Origin of the sequence: Metasolibacillus fluoroglycofenilyticus (genome assembly GCF_003049645.1) — a bacterium.
Lineage (GTDB): Bacteria > Bacillota > Bacilli > Bacillales_A > Planococcaceae > Metasolibacillus > Metasolibacillus fluoroglycofenilyticus.
Genome location: NZ_PYWK01000001.1, coordinates 340,895 through 355,955, shown reverse-complemented (window position 1 = coordinate 355,955; position 15,061 = coordinate 340,895). Strand labels below are relative to the sequence as shown.

Here is a 15,061-nt window from a genome sequence, read left to right as displayed (position 1 = left end):
GCATTAACGGGCAGCAAGACGCCCACTGATTGAAGTTTCACTTTATCACTTTTCTACTACTTCAATTATTTTTTGTGCCATTTGCTCTGCTTGATTAATAACTGAGATTGGGTCTGCTAGGAAAAAGTACTTGCCATCAAATGTAATGACTTTATTGTTCTTGACAACATCTAAGTTTTTCCATGTAGAAGTAGCTTCATACTGCGCCCCGTAATCTATAACGCCTACATAATCCCCTACATAGTCGCCTACGATTTCCCATGAAATACGGCGCTTTTGCCAATCTCCATTGCTGTCTTCAATCAATTTTTCAACAGAGGCTGGTGCTGTAAGTCTCAATAAATCATACATTGCCTCTCCACCAGATGTACCACTTGGGATTACTGCAATATCCTTATCTGATAATGTGAAAAGTGAAAATGTTACACCTTCTGGTATAGAAGCCTTTATTTTTTCTTCAGCTGCCTTTGCACGTGCTGAATAATCTGCCATAAATTTTTTAGCCTCTTCTTGACGATTTAAAAACTCACCTATCGCTGTCATTTCTGCCTCCACATCAGCATAAGCAGCCGTACTAAATACGATAGTTGGTGCAATTTTCTCATATTGCTCTATTTTTTCTTCCCCATATGTAATGATTAAATCTGGCTTCAGACTAGTAGCAGTTTCTAAAGATACGGCATCCTCATTCCCTAAATCAACAATTTCTTGCCCCTGATAATAATCTTTTAAAAACTCACCATAGCCCATAACCTTTGTAGTTGAGCCTACTGGTACAATGCCTACTGCTAACACATGACCTAAATCCCAATCCACGATGATACGCTGCGGATTTGTCGGTATTTCTACTTTACGACCTACCGAATCTGTTACTGTACGTGTCATGTCATTTACCGTATCTTCAGAAGTATCCTTATTTTTATTACTACATGCTGGTAAAATGAACAGCATACTAACCGCTATTATTACGAACAATGATTTTTTAATATAAAGCTTCATTAATGCTCCTCCTCGTTTTATCTATAATACTCCCTCATTATAACGATAATGATTCTCATTATCAATGTGATTTTAAAAAAGACTGTCCAAAAAGGTATTCCTTTTCGGACAGCCTTAGTTTCTATATTAAAGCTTCACTATGTAAGAAGTGGCTTCCTAATTTTTTACTCAGTTTCTCTAATAATGCTCTCAGAGATATATTGTTCAACTTGCTGTAACCAACTGGACATGCTCTCTTTAGCATATAAGTTTTCTACATTGCTTAGTAGGATGACAGTATAGCCTGCCTCTAGATAACTAGCTAACATAGTTGAATAGCCTGGCCATCCCCCACTATGAGAAATTCGTATTCCTATGTTAGGAATATTATCGATAAACCAGCCATAGCCACAAGGCGTTTTTTGACCATCTTCTGTCAAAATTGGTGATAAAGCTAAATCTAATGAAGATGCACTAAGTAAATCACCGCTTCGTAGCTTAGTGTCCAAAGAAAGTAAATCTATAATTGTTGAATGAATCATGCCATCCCCTTGAATACCGTCTAAATATTTGACAAATTCATAGCCTGGTAGTCCATCAGGCAAAATGAGTGGCGAGTTTTCCGCGCTCCGAATAAAGCCATAGGCAAAATCCTCGATAAATTCAGGCTTATATCTACGATTCATTATTTTTGTACGGTGCATTTTAGCAGGGGTGAAAACATAGTTCTGCATAAAGGTTGAATAAGGCATACGGGCTGCTGCTTCAATTACACTAGCTAAACAAACATAGCCTGTATTACTATACTGATATTTCTCCCCAGCATTAAAATAAGGTTGGGGTCTATATGTAGCTAATAAATGTAGAACATCTGTATTTGTCGCAATTCGCTGATAATCCCAATGCTTTTCAAACAGCTCCATATAATCAGGTAAGCCAGATGTATGTGTCAATGCATGTCGCAAAGTAATGCGAGGATATGGGAAATTAGGAAGCCATTTTTCAATAGAATCACTATAATTAAGCTTTCCTTGCTCCACTAAAATCCCAATACCAATAGCTGTTAATGGCTTCGTAACAGAGGCAAGCTCAAAGATAGAGTTGCTTGTAAGCTGTTCTTCACTATAGTAATTCGATAAACCGAATATCCCTGTATAGAGCACTTTACCATCTTTAGCTACTAGCACATTCCCTGAAAATAGCCCCCGCTCGAAACTAGTGGAAAACAGTTGCTCAAGTTTTTCTGATATATTCACATAGTTCCCCTTTCCGTTGTTGTTTTACTTTATCGTTTGCATTGCCGCTTCTAAAATGCGGATTCGACCATTTAATGTACCGCCCCCCATAACGAGTGGGTCAATCTTGTTAACAAATACTTGATTGCTTTGAACTGCCTTTAGCCCTTTCCACACCTCACTCTGCTGCAGCTCATCTAGTATACTTCCATCCATATCATTTTCATATAAATCATATTGAATAAAAATGTAATCTGGATTAGCCTGATAAAGACCTTCTAACGAAATCACTGTTTGCTGATTTACTTGTTGAATGCTTTTTGGTACTCGGAGATTTAATTCGCCGTACAGTACATCGTTCAGGAAGACATCTTCAGGATAAACCATCATCTCGCCACCCCTAACACGAATTGCCATTACATCTTTCTCTTGGAAAGAGCTTAAATAGCTAACTGCTTCTCGCTTATCTTGATGATAGTTTTCAATAAGTGCTTTCGCTTTCTCTGTTTTTCCTGTCACCTCTGCAAGCATTTCAAGATTCGCCTGCCAGTCTGGTCCATAATGCGATGTTGGAATTACTGGAGCAATTTTCTCTAGCTGTTCTAAAATTTTAGGGTCTTCCATATCCGTACTAATAATTAAATCTGGCGCTAGCTTCAAAATATATTCCAAGCTGTCACCACTTGTTTCTAGGAGTGGAATTGTATTGGTTGTTGTTTCCCCAAAAAAGCTAGGAAAAGGCTCTTCCTCATCCCCAATTGCACTTGCTGCATATGGCTCAACCCCTAAAACAATTGCATCCTCTATTGACTCAAAAGCATTTAAGAAAATAATTTTTTGCGGTTTGACTGGAATTATATAGTCATCGTTTAAATAAGTAATTGTTTTTGTTTGTTCCTCGTTTTGTAAACTAGAGCCCTGCTGCTTTTCTTTACATGCTGATAATACAAAAATAAACATGAAAATACTCAATATAATCATTGTTTTCTTCATCAAGAACGCCTCCTCTACACTTAGCCCCCAATGAGAATGAGAACTATTATCAATGATAAATAAATAGTTCCCTCTCGTCCATGTAGAAAAGGAGGTTGTTATGATGAACTTTTGGAGGTTAACCGTTTTTCTATTTCCTTCACCATGAGATAATGTGGTAAAGGTGCATAATCACGCCATGGGAAATGTGTCAGCCTATATACATTTCGATTGCGTACAGACTTCAATTCAAGCCATGTTTCATCCACTTGCAGTTCACTCCATGTTTGCATAGATTCCTCATCCTCATAAACAAGAACCATTATAACGTCTGGATTTATTTTCGCTAACTGCCCCACCGTAACAGATTGCTGTTCCTCGCCCGTTAATGTATTTGCAAGTCGTAATCCTAAATCCCCCAACAAAACCTCTTGAATGCTACGATCCTGATACTGATAACATTTATTGCCCATAACTAATAAAAATAAAAAGGTTTGCTCATGATAAGTTGTTTCTAGGCAGGCTACAGCCTTTTGCACAGCCTGCTCATATTCAATTAGCCAATTATTTGCTTCATTTTCCGCATCTAAAAGCCGAGCCACTTCTAATAATTGTTCTCGCCATGATAAACGAGTCCATGCTAATTGATATACATGACCTAGCTTTTGCAATGAAGTGAGCTGTTCCTCGTTGATATTATCTAAACAGAGTATGAGGTCGTATTGAATATTTTTTCGCTGTAGCAGCATAATATTTTCATTTAAAATAGGAGGTGTTCTACCGACAACTAAATGAGTCACTACATGATTGCCGAACTCCTTATAATAATAAAATCGCCATGTGGGGTGAAGAGGTGCTGCAACTGGAATATAGTGTAAAGGTGCAAGTAAACCAAAAAAGGAGCTATCTAACACAACGATATTCTTTCTACGACTTTTCATAAATAACGAGGGGAAAACCCCAACTTCTTGCTTAAATCTTCTGCTGAAATAAAATTCATCTTTATAGCCTACCTCACTAGCTATTTCCCGAAGCGTTTTATTCTCTTTTATCAGCAGCCATTTCGATGCTTCAATTCTCACTTTCGTTAAATATTGGGTAGCGCTAAGACCAAATTGTTTTCTAAATAGCTCCATATAATACTTAGAGCTTATATTCATCATTTGGGCTAAATCCTTCACTTGAATGGATTCATGAAAATGATATTGTATATGTTGCTTTGTTTTTTCTAGCATACCTAGTAAATTTCTATCTGAAGATATACGATTTTTTACAATAGCATGTAGCAGCATATAAAAATTGGCTTGTCCAAGCAGTTGGTCTTCTTTTATTGGACTTTTCGAGAGCCAGACAAGTCGGTTGCATAGTTCAATAATTTCTCCTGTTTGTGCTAAATAGATTTTTTCACCTGCTTCCTTTACAGGTATAATGTTTTGCTCCTTTTCATGCATGTCAAAGCGAATAAGATAAGCAGTGACAACATTCTCTAAATCTATCTGAAGTGCAAGATGTTTCTGCTTAGAGCAAATATACATGCTATTTTTAGTTAAGTAATATTGTTTGTCATCTTTAGTAACATTGACCTCTCCCTTTGTGACAAGCAATATGTAGTTACTTTCAAGATTTTGCTGTTCATATCGTTTCAATTTGCTATTCAACACTTCAATATCAAGAAAATGAAACAACGCCATTCCCCTTTCTTTTATCGTTAATAGCAGGCTTGTTGATTATCCTTTATTTTACAGATAATACCTAAAAATCATCGTTTTCCGTTGCAGGTGCGGCTTCAACTAATTTATTTCGGCAAATACCGAAATAAATGGATTTACAGCTCGCACTCTTTCTGCTGGAAAGTTTACTTTGCAACGAGTAGCCACTAGGAGCACTCGCCATCCTCTACTTCAATCAACAAGTGTCTGCCTAAAAAAGTATTTCTCCCTAAAAACACGCCAATCAATAGGAGGCATTTACATAATCAACACGCCTGCGTTAATAGGAGAAAGTCCATTTTGTTTTGACGATGCATTGAAATAAAAGTTTTCATCGCTTCTCTTTTACGAAGAGAAACACTGCTAAAGCGAGTGTTCGTCACACTTGCAAATGAGACCTTCCGTATTTATATGAGTCAACACTTTTGTAAAAGGTCATCGCTACTGTCCCAAAAGCCGGCTATGCACGGCTTTTTGGGACAGCCCCTATCAAAGTAACTGAATTTCGTCTAACTACAAGAAAAACAGCAGATTTTTCTCGCGCTTAAGGCTACGAGCTTTATCTGCTGTTCATAATCTATCAAGTATTCGATGCGCTGTTCCCTTCTATCAAAAATTCAAGCACACTAGCGTGCTTATCATACGAAGATGTGGGAAATTGCACCATTCAGCGAAAATCAGCTTATTGCAAAAGGTTTATCACCTATAATAACCCTTTACCATTCGTTGCTTTTTTCATGTCCTCATTGAGCTTGTCGAAAAATTCTTCGTTTGTTTCCGTTGTGCGCAACTTGCGTAAAAACTTTTCAGCAAAGTCTGGTGCATCACTAAATGTTTTGCGAATTGCCCATAGTTTATCTAGCTGCTCTTTTGGAATAAGCAATTCCTCTTTTCGCGTACCCGAGCGACGAATATCTAAAGCAGGGAAAATTCGACGCTCTGCTAAAGCTCGGTCTAAATGCAGCTCTAAGTTCCCTGTACCTTTAAACTCCTCATAAATAACTTCATCCATACGGCTTCCTGTATCAACTAAAGCTGTTGCTAAAATTGTTAAACTTCCACCCTCTTCAATATTACGGGCTGAGCCGAAGAAGCGTTTTGGGCGATGGAATGCGGCAGGATCAATACCGCCTGATAATGTACGTCCACTTGGTGGAATAACTAAGTTATAAGCGCGCGCTAGACGAGTAATAGAGTCCATTAAAATAATTACATCACGTTTATGCTCTACTAAACGACGCGCACGCTCTAGTACGATTTCTGCTACCTTGACATGATTTTCAGGTACTTCATCGAATGTCGAGGAAACAACGTCCGCTTTTACGGAACGCTCAATATCTGTTACCTCTTCAGGTCGCTCATCGATTAATAATACGATTAACTCTGCCTCAGGGTAATTTGTCGTAATCGCATTTGCAATTTCCTTTAATAAAGATGTCTTCCCTGCTTTCGGTGGCGCGACAATTAAACCGCGCTGGCCAAATCCTACCGGTGCAATTAAATCCATGATACGTGTAGATAATTTTTTAGATGTTGTTTCTAGTTTAATTTGACGGTCTGGATAAAGTGGTGTTAAGGCAGGGAAATGCACTCGCTCTTTTGCAACTTCAGGGTCTTCACCATTTACTGCATCTACCTGTAATAAGCCATAATAGCGCTCATTTTCTTTTGGTGGACGTACCTTCCCTGAAACTTTATCACCATTACGTAAATCAAAACGTCGAATTTGCGAGGCAGAAATATATATGTCTTCTTTAGAAGGTGAGTAGTTGATTGGACGTAAAAATCCAAAGCCTTCCTGCGATACAATTTCAAGTACCCCTTCCATAAAGAAGAAGCCTTCCTGCTCGGAACGTGTTTTTAAAATCGCAAAAATTAATTCTTTTTTTGTTAATTTGCTATAATATGAAATTTTATAATCTCGTGCAAGAGCGTAAAGCTCTTTTAATGTCATATTTTCTAATTGCCCAATTGTAAGAGCTGTCATATGATGACCCCAGTCTTTTTAAAATTTTACTTGTCGGAGAATTGTTCTTAAGAAGAGCAGGGCTGATTCAACTCAGCCCTATCGTAGAGAAGCTTAATACGTTGGTTTTTTCTCAATGCTGTGACGACCTTCAATAAATCGTACAGTTCCCGATTTAGCACGCATTACAACTGAATGTGTTAAGGCATATGCTCCTTTGTATTGAACGCCTCGTAAAAGCTCACAGTCTGTTACAGCCGTTGCTGCAAAAATAGCATCATCACCTTTTACCAAATCGTCCATATACAATACTTTATTCACATCAATGCCCATTTTATTACAACGTTCTAACTGTTCTTCATTTTCAGGTACAAGTTTCGCTTGGAAATCGCCACCTAAGCATTTCAACGCAACTGCTGAGATGACGCCTTCTGGTGCGCCACCGATACCAAACATAATATCGATACCTGTCTCATCGAATGCTGTATTAATTGCTGCGCCTACATCCCCATCTTGAATAAACTTAATGCGCGCTCCTGCCTCACGAATTTCATCGACAATCGCTTGATGGCGTGGTCGATCCAGTAATGTAGCCACAACATCGGAGACATTTTTATTTTTTGCTTTGGCAACTTGTAATAAATTATATGTGACAGAAGCATTAATATCAATTTTACCCGCAGCCTCGGGGCCAACAGCAATTTTATCCATATACATATCTGGTGCATTGAGCAAGTTACCGCGGTCTGCAATTGCTAACACTGTCATTGCGCCGTTTGCTCCTTTAGCAATAATATTCGTACCCTCTAATGGGTCTACAGCGATGTCAACCTCTGGACCACCGTTGCGTAATCCAAGCTCTTCGCCAATATAAAGCATTGGCGCTTCGTCCATTTCGCCTTCCCCAATTACTACTGTCGCGTGCATTGGAATTGTATCGAACATCGTACGCATCGCCGTTGTAGCTGCATCATCGGCAGCTACTTTTTCGCCTCGTCCCATCCATTTCGCAGAGGCAATCGCTGCTGCTTCTGTTACTCGTACTACTTCCATTGATAAACTGCGTTCCATGTTTCCTTTTCCTCCTGCTATCATACCTTCACGGTTTCTTTTTCGTCGATTGTAAACAGTCAATTATTTGCTTGTATGTACAATTGTTTCACGGTGAATTTCCGCTCCAAGTGCACAAAGTTTTTCAATCAATCCACCGTAACCCCGCTCGATATGGTAAATGTCGTGAATTTCTGTTTCGCCTTCTGCAATTAATCCAGCTAATACTAATGCTGCACCCGCACGTAAATCTGTGGCAGTGACAGTTGAGCCTTGCAATTGTGTAGGCCCTTGAATAATTGCTGTATTGCCCTCAACTCGTGCATTTGCATTCATTCTACGCAGCTCGTCAATATGCTTAAATCTTGCAGAATAGATTGTATCCGTTACTTTTGAAGAGCCATTTGCTTGTGTTAGTAGCACAGATAAAGGCTGCTGAATATCTGTGGCAATACCAGGATAAACAAGTGTTTTTATATCGACAGCAGTTAAATCAGTTGTTTGCTTTGGTATAAAAATACTTTCTTCTCCTATTTCTACTTTAACGCCCATTTCCCTTAATTTAGCTACTAATGACTCTAAATGCAATGGGATGACGTTATCAATTGTGACACCATCACCAATAGCTGCCGCCATAATCGTAAAGGTAGAGGCTTCAATACGGTCGGGAATAATCGTATGATTTGTACCATGTAAGTCCTCTACACCATCAATGCGAATCACGCTCGTACCTGCACCTTTAATTTTCGCACCCATATTTGTTAACAATGTGGCAACGTCAATAATTTCTGGTTCTTTCGCAGCATTCTCAATAACTGTGCGTCCTTTTGCGCGAACAGCGGCAAGCATAATATTAATAGTTGCACCTACACTTGCTACGTCTAAATAAATTTTCGCACCTATCAATTCGTCAGCACGTAAATAAATTGCACCATGCTCATTTGACACTGTTGCACCTAATGCCTCAAAGCCTTTAATATGCTGGTCAATTGGGCGTGGTCCTAAGAAACAGCCTCCAGGTAAGCCAATAACTGCTTTTTTAAAGCGACCTAGCATTGCGCCCATCATATAGTATGAGGCACGTAGCTTTTTCACATTGCCATTTGGCAGTGGCATTGCTGTCATCTTGCTTGGGTCAACTGTCATTTGCCCGTCCTCGAATGACACTTCCCCACCAATTTCTTCTAGTAAAGCTTTCAATGTCCATGCGTCTGAAATTGCAGGGATTCCTTCAATTGTGACGGAGGAACTCGCTAGGATTGATGCCGGAATTAAAGCAACTGCACTATTTTTGGCTCCACTAACTTTCACTGTACCTTTTAAACGTCGTTGTCCTGTGATTTTATAAACATCCATAACGAATCTCCCTCAAAGTGAAAGTGTTTTTTATTGTCCTTGGCGCTTTGACCAGTCCGCTAAAAACCCTTCAATTCCTTTATCTGTTAATGGATGGTTGAATAATTGCTGTAATACTTTAAATGGTGTTGTTGAGATATGAGCACCAGCTAGAGCTGCGTCTGTAATATGCTGTGGGTGACGGATTGATGCAGCAATGATTTCTGTTTTAATATCGTGTATCGTGAAAATATCTGCAATTGTAGAAATTAACTCTACACCATTATGTCCGATATCATCTAAACGACCTAGAAATGGAGAGACGTAAGTTGCACCTGCGCGGGCAGCCATTAAAGCTTGATTGGCGCTGAAAATAAGCGTTACGTTTGTTTTAATACCTTTTTCAGAGAAATGTTTACATGCCTTTAAACCTTCTGGCGTCATCGGTAGCTTCACTGTAATATTTGGATGAATTGCAGCTAGCTCCTCGCCTTCTCTAATCATTCCTTCAGCATCTAAAGAAATAACCTCACCAGAAACTGAGCCGTCAACAAGCTCTGCGATTTCCTTTAGGCGATCATGGAAGTTAACACCTGGCTCCTTTGCTACTAGCGATGGGTTTGTCGTAACACCAGATAAAATCCCCCATGAGTAGGCTTCTTTGATTTCTTCAAAGTTTGCTGTATCAATAAAAAATTTCATTTTATAATATCCTCCTAAATAACAATTTCACTTCAAACAAAAAATGAAGAGAAGGTCAAGCTTAATAATCTGACACTTCTCCTGCGAATAATTCATTGTTTCCAAATTTTTTGGATGATTTATCTCGCATATACAGGCAAGTGGTCCTATATTTGCTGAAAAACAGTTCAAATGGACGATAAATAACCTGAATGATTGATGAAAACTAACAATCAGTGGAGGATGAGGACCCACCCACTGATTGCAATTGCATTTTATGCTTTTTGAGAGCTGCCGAATTCACGCATTTTCCCAACTACTGTTGTTTTAATTGCTTCACGTGCAGGTGTTAAATATTTACGTGGGTCATATACCTTTGTATCATTTGCTAGCACTTCACGAATTGCTTTTGTTGCCGCAATTTGATTTTCTGTATTGACGTTAATTTTCGCTGTACCTAATGAAATAGAACGTTGAATATCCTTTGTTGGGATACCTGTTCCACCGTGTAATACTAATGGAAGGTCTGCTAATTTAGAGATTTCCTCCATTTCAGTAAAACCTAAATTTGGCTCTCCTTTGTATGGTCCATGCACAGAGCCTAATGCTGGTGCTAAGCAATCAATATTCGTTGCTTCTACTAGTCGCTTACATTCGGCTGGATCTGCATAAATAATACCACCGATGACGCCATCTTCTTCCCCACCAACTGTGCCAAGCTCCGCTTCAACAGATACGCCTTTTGCATGCGCATACTCCACAACAGCCTTAGTTGTACTCACATTTTCATCGAATGGATGGTGAGAAGCATCAATCATAACAGAAGTAAAGCCTGCATCGATTGCCTCTTTACATTTTTCAAAGCTCGAGCCGTGGTCTAAATGAATTGCCACAGGTACTGTAATCTTATAGGATTCGATTAAACCTTTTACCATATGAACAACCGCAATAAAGCCACCCATATATTTCCCGGCACCTTCCGATACACCTAAAATAACTGGTGAATTTTCTTCTTGTGCAGCTTGTAAAATGGCTTGTGTGAATTCTAAGTTATTAATATTGAACTGTCCTACTGCGTAACCTTCTGCTTTTGCTTTAATTAACATTTCTTTCATCGAAACTAATGCCATGATTAAATCCTCCTCGGATAGTTGATCAGTTATTGTTTATTTTGACTCCAAATGAGCCTTCGCTGAATCTAGATAAACGCATATCCTTATCATAACAAAAATGAAGGGGTCTGAAAAGTTATTTCAAACACCTTCATTTTTACGGTTATTTAGTATTTCATTGACTGCATCGCGCACTTCAAAAATATTAAATGGTTTGGTAAAATACTTTGTTGCTCCTAGTTGAAATGCCTCATCAATTAGTTGTTGTTCACCGTAGGCTGTCATCATAACAACATTTATTACATCGCTTTGCGCACGTAATTCACGTAATATTTCAATTCCATTCATGCCGGGAATTTTCATATCAAGCAAGACGCAATCAATTTCTTCATTTTTAAATATATTTAATGCTTCAATTCCATTTGACGCTAAATACGTTTCATATCCCTCTTTTTTGAAAACTTCGTTTAACAATAGTCGAATCCCTTGTTGATCGTCTACAATAAGTATTTTTGCCACAATAGCATCCCCCTTTATTCATCAATCACACTTTGGTTAATTCTAATCCAGATTTTTCCGAGCTTGTTAGTAAATTATTCCCTAAAATTATTACGACACGTGCCAACGATTAACTGACATGCATCGGGCTTGCCTCCCTTCAAAATCTGTGACATCCATTGAAAGAAGTTAAATATCTAAAATTTGAACAATTACCTTATGTTAGTAATTTATTACATATATCGAAATAAATCAATAGTTCCATGAGATTAATTTCCTTTTTTTGTAGTGAGATTCATAATCAGCAATATAATTTGCATTTTTGCATTTTATTTTAGTGAAAATTATAATGATGGAGAGGTGTATTTATGTCGAAAATTTTAACAACACAACTAACAGGTGTATTGCAAAAAATTCAACAAAACGAAGAGGATGCCATCGAGGAAACAGCTCGCCTATTAGCACAAGCTGCTATCGGGCAAGGAACTGTCTATTTTGCCTGTTTTGGTGAAATGCAGGGGGTAGCACAAAATGCGCAACTTTCAGCCGAACCAATGACAAAAATGGCTTTATGGACAGACGATGCAGTTATTACTGAAGCCGACCGAGTATGTATTTTTACTCGACATGCTAACGATGCGCAAGCTCTTGCATTAGCAGAGCAGCTATATGATGCGTTTATTCCTTTTGCAGCAATTGCTAGTGAACGTGCAGATGATAATAATAAGTTAAGCGAGCTCGCTTATACTTACGTCTCCCTAAATTTACGTGGAGCCATTTTGCCTCATCCAACAAAGCTTGGGGCACGTATTGTAATGCCACATTTACTAGTCGCGCTTTTCGTCTATGAGGCAATTAAGCTGTCTTATGACGAAATGCTTGCAGTGGATGATGAGGCAGACGATGAAATTCAGTCGCCTTTTGGTTAATTCGAAAAATAGAAGAGGCTGTTAGGAAGTATTGGTGTATACCTACTCTCCTAACAGCCTTTTCTTACTTATTTATTGTTAAATGCCGCACCAACAAACTCACGGAATAGCGGTTGTGGACGTTGCGGACGTGAAATGAGCTCTGGGTGGAATTGTGCAGCTACAAAGAACTTTTTGTCTGGAAGCTCGATAATTTCCACTAGCTTATTATCTGGTGAAACACCTGAAAAGACAATACCTTCCGCCTCCATCGCCTCACGGAATTCATTGTTGAATTCATAACGGTGACGATGGCGCTCATAAACTAATTCTTCATCATTGTAGGCATGGCGCGCTACTGAACCCTCCCTTAGCTTACATGGATATAAGCCTAAACGTAAAGTACCGCCTAAATCTGTATCCTCGGATTGGTCTGCTAGGAAATCGATAATCGGATATTTTGTTTCTTTATCTAATTCTGTAGAATTCGCACCTTCTAAGCCCATTTTATTGCGTGCGAATTCAATTGTCGCAAGCTGCATCCCTAAGCAAATACCTAAAAATGGAACATCATTTTCACGCGCATAGCGAATTGCTTCGATTTTCCCTTCAATACCACGATCACCAAAGCCACCCGGTACTAAAATACCATCCGCTTTATTTAATATTTGCTCTACATTCGCAGCCGTTACTTCCTCGGCATTAATCCAATCAATTTCAATATCCGAGTCATATACATAGCCGGCATGCTTTAATGCTTCAACTACAGAAATATAGGCATCTTGAAGCTCTACGTATTTTCCTACTAAAGCAATGCGAGTTTTATTCCCTAAATTTTTCACTTTATGAACAAGCTCTTTCCAATCTTCCATATCTGCTTTTGGCGCTTCAATACCAAAATGGTCTAATACAATTTGGTCAAAGCCTTGTGCCAATAAATTTAGTGGTACTTCGTATAAATGCTCTGCATCACGTGATTCAATAATATCTGATGGTCGAACGTCACAAAATAGTGCAATTTTTTCCTTCATTTCTTGCGGTACAGGCTGCTCTGTACGCAAGACGATAATGTTTGGCTGAATACCTAATGAGCGCAATTCTTTCACAGAGTGTTGAGTTGGCTTTGTTTTCATTTCGCCCGCCGCTTTAATGTACGGCATCAATGTACAGTGAACGTACATAACATTATTATGTCCTAAGTTTGTACGCATTTGGCGTATTGCCTCTAGAAATGAAAGCGATTCAAAGTCTCCTACAGTACCGCCAATTTCTGTAATCACAACGTCTGCCGAAGTTTCGCGACCCGCACGTTGAATGCGTTCTTTAATTTCATTTGTTACATGAGGAATTACCTGAACAGTGCCACCGTTATAATCGCCACGTCGTTCTTTATTTAAAACAGATTGATATACTTTACCTGACGTAACCGTTGAGTGTTTGCCAAGGTTGATATCGATAAAGCGCTCATAATGCCCTAAGTCTAAGTCAGCCTCAGCACCATCGTCTGTTACGAAAACTTCTCCGTGCTGGTATGGGCTCATCGTGCCTGGGTCGATATTTAAGTATGGGTCGAATTTTTGAATCGTTACTTCCAATCCACGATTTTTTAATATGCGACCTAATGATGCCGCTACGATTCCTTTTCCTAATGAAGATACAACGCCGCCTGTTACGAAAATATACTTTGTCATTTTGTATTCCTCCTTCTAATTATGAAAAACTTGAATTACCCCCCTTCATATCTACTGAAGGTTTTAACTTCATCTCACCATTTGTAGAAATGGGAGGTTTCTACCTTTCAGTACATTGAATGAAGTTAATCATAGGTAATCAAGTTTTGTGGGTATGTTAGCAACAACAAAAAACGCTCCTCCTGCATTTATTTTGCAGGGGGAGCGTGTTACTTATCCGGTCAATCTCCTTTTTTAAGGAGCCCAATTAAAAGATTATATGGAAGCGGAAAAGAAGTCAAGAACTTTTGCTTATGACATTTTAATTTATCTCGTATTAACGATTAGGAATCTTTCCATTACGAGCCATGTCAAAAGAAGAATTACTCTTCGTTCTCTTCATCTTCCTCTAATTCTTCTTCCTCATCGATAAGGAATTCATCTTCTTCCTCAATTAAGTCCTCGTCGATTTCAGCGTCGATATCTTCGATTTCTTCATCATCAAAATCGATTAGCTCTTCTTCAATTTCTTCCTCTTCTTCTACGAACTCGTCGAAGTCTTCTTCAAAGCCGATATCTTCCTCATCGAGGTCTTCAATTTCTTCATCCTCATCTTCTACTTGCTTCGACTTCTTCTTACGTACTTTAACTGTTGGAGCAGTTTCCTCTTCAATTGTTTCAATCTTATACCAAATGCGTAAGCCCCAGCCATTTTCATGGTTTAATAAGAAGCGACCATCTATGTTCATATCTGTATAAAATTGTATTAAGCGTGTTTTCATTTCAGCATCTGATAGACCATTATACACTTGAATTTCTTTTAATAAATCGGCGAATAATAGTGGTGATTTTCTTTCTTCTAAAATTGCGTATGCTAAGTCGATTAGTGATTCTTCAGCTAATTGTTCTTTTGTCATTTCACGAAGGTTCAAAATCGTGCACGTCCT

The 15,061-nt window shown here is 38.6% G+C and carries 13 protein-coding genes; 1 reads left to right on the top strand and 12 read right to left on the bottom strand.

Annotated features, from left to right (window positions below):
* Positions 1 to 45: 45 nt before the first annotated feature.
* The 10 genes from C9J36_RS01575 to C9J36_RS01530 all read right to left on the bottom strand — a co-directional run bounded on the left by C9J36_RS01575 (position 46) and on the right by C9J36_RS01530 (position 11,560).
* Positions 46 to 999: an ABC transporter substrate-binding protein gene (locus tag C9J36_RS01575; RefSeq protein ID WP_107942029.1), complete on the bottom strand. Its 954-nt coding sequence runs from the start codon at positions 997 to 999 to the stop codon at positions 46 to 48.
* 164 nt (positions 1,000 to 1,163) lie between these two features.
* Entirely contained in the window at positions 1,164 to 2,234 is a 1,071-nt protein-coding gene (locus C9J36_RS01570; RefSeq protein WP_066168230.1) for a serine hydrolase domain-containing protein, read from the bottom strand.
* Positions 2,235 to 2,258: 24 nt separating this feature from the next.
* The gene (locus tag C9J36_RS01565) at positions 2,259 to 3,206 is read right to left on the bottom strand and encodes an ABC transporter substrate-binding protein (RefSeq protein ID WP_107942028.1); all 948 of its coding nucleotides are present in this window, start codon (positions 3,204 to 3,206) and stop codon (positions 2,259 to 2,261) included.
* Positions 3,207 to 3,304: 98 nt separating this feature from the next.
* Complete coding sequence (locus C9J36_RS01560; protein WP_161956364.1) at positions 3,305 to 4,870, bottom strand: AraC family transcriptional regulator; 1,566 nt, start codon at positions 4,868 to 4,870, stop codon at positions 3,305 to 3,307.
* 727 nt (positions 4,871 to 5,597) lie between these two features.
* Positions 5,598 to 6,881: a transcription termination factor Rho gene (gene rho, locus C9J36_RS01555; RefSeq protein WP_066168225.1), complete on the bottom strand. Its 1,284-nt coding sequence runs from the start codon at positions 6,879 to 6,881 to the stop codon at positions 5,598 to 5,600.
* 93 nt (positions 6,882 to 6,974) lie between these two features.
* Positions 6,975 to 7,931, bottom strand: coding sequence for a class II fructose-bisphosphatase (glpX, locus tag C9J36_RS01550; protein ID WP_066168223.1), 957 nt, complete (start codon positions 7,929 to 7,931; stop codon positions 6,975 to 6,977).
* A 63-nt stretch (positions 7,932 to 7,994) separates the two neighbouring features.
* Positions 7,995 to 9,266, bottom strand: a complete 1,272-nt coding sequence (gene murA / locus C9J36_RS01545) for a UDP-N-acetylglucosamine 1-carboxyvinyltransferase (protein WP_066168220.1) — start codon at positions 9,264 to 9,266, stop codon at positions 7,995 to 7,997.
* A gap of 30 nt (positions 9,267 to 9,296) precedes the next feature.
* Positions 9,297 to 9,947 (bottom strand): fructose-6-phosphate aldolase, encoded by a 651-nt coding sequence (gene fsa, locus C9J36_RS01540; protein WP_066168218.1) that lies wholly within the window; start codon positions 9,945 to 9,947, stop codon positions 9,297 to 9,299.
* 254 nt (positions 9,948 to 10,201) lie between these two features.
* On the bottom strand, positions 10,202 to 11,056 hold the full coding sequence (locus C9J36_RS01535; protein WP_066168216.1) for a class II fructose-bisphosphate aldolase: 855 nt from the start codon (positions 11,054 to 11,056) through the stop codon (positions 10,202 to 10,204).
* Positions 11,057 to 11,179: 123 nt separating this feature from the next.
* Complete coding sequence (locus C9J36_RS01530) at positions 11,180 to 11,560, bottom strand: response regulator (RefSeq protein ID WP_235616042.1); 381 nt, start codon at positions 11,558 to 11,560, stop codon at positions 11,180 to 11,182.
* A gap of 344 nt (positions 11,561 to 11,904) precedes the next feature.
* Here C9J36_RS01530 and C9J36_RS01525 point away from each other — a divergent pair, with 344 nt between their 5' ends.
* The gene (locus C9J36_RS01525) at positions 11,905 to 12,465 is read left to right on the top strand and encodes a DUF2529 family protein (protein ID WP_066168213.1); all 561 of its coding nucleotides are present in this window, start codon (positions 11,905 to 11,907) and stop codon (positions 12,463 to 12,465) included.
* Positions 12,466 to 12,533: 68 nt separating this feature from the next.
* Here the strand turns inward: C9J36_RS01525 and pyrG are convergent, their stop codons facing one another.
* Complete coding sequence (gene pyrG / locus C9J36_RS01520) at positions 12,534 to 14,135, bottom strand: CTP synthase (protein WP_066168211.1); 1,602 nt, start codon at positions 14,133 to 14,135, stop codon at positions 12,534 to 12,536.
* A 362-nt stretch (positions 14,136 to 14,497) separates the two neighbouring features.
* Positions 14,498 to 15,046, bottom strand: coding sequence for a DNA-directed RNA polymerase subunit delta (gene rpoE, locus C9J36_RS01515; RefSeq protein WP_201261882.1), 549 nt, complete (start codon positions 15,044 to 15,046; stop codon positions 14,498 to 14,500).
* Between the last annotated feature and the right edge of the window lie 15 nt (positions 15,047 to 15,061).

What these genes read in the sequence shown, in the direction of transcription:
- C9J36_RS01565 (WP_107942028.1), bottom strand. Translation starts at nt 3,206, where the DNA reads ATGAAGAAAACAATGATTATATTGAGTATTTTCATGTTTATTTTTGTA.
- C9J36_RS01525 (WP_066168213.1), top strand. Translation starts at nt 11,905, where the DNA reads ATGTCGAAAATTTTAACAACACAACTAACAGGTGTATTGCAAAAAATT.
- C9J36_RS01535 (WP_066168216.1), bottom strand. Translation starts at nt 11,056, where the DNA reads ATGGCATTAGTTTCGATGAAAGAAATGTTAATTAAAGCAAAAGCAGAA.
- pyrG (WP_066168211.1), bottom strand. Translation starts at nt 14,135, where the DNA reads ATGACAAAGTATATTTTCGTAACAGGCGGCGTTGTATCTTCATTAGGA.
- fsa (WP_066168218.1), bottom strand. Translation starts at nt 9,947, where the DNA reads ATGAAATTTTTTATTGATACAGCAAACTTTGAAGAAATCAAAGAAGCC.
- C9J36_RS01575 (WP_107942029.1), bottom strand. Translation starts at nt 999, where the DNA reads ATGAAGCTTTATATTAAAAAATCATTGTTCGTAATAATAGCGGTTAGT.
- murA (WP_066168220.1), bottom strand. Translation starts at nt 9,266, where the DNA reads ATGGATGTTTATAAAATCACAGGACAACGACGTTTAAAAGGTACAGTG.
- rho (WP_066168225.1), bottom strand. Translation starts at nt 6,881, where the DNA reads ATGACAGCTCTTACAATTGGGCAATTAGAAAATATGACATTAAAAGAG.
- glpX (WP_066168223.1), bottom strand. Translation starts at nt 7,931, where the DNA reads ATGGAACGCAGTTTATCAATGGAAGTAGTACGAGTAACAGAAGCAGCA.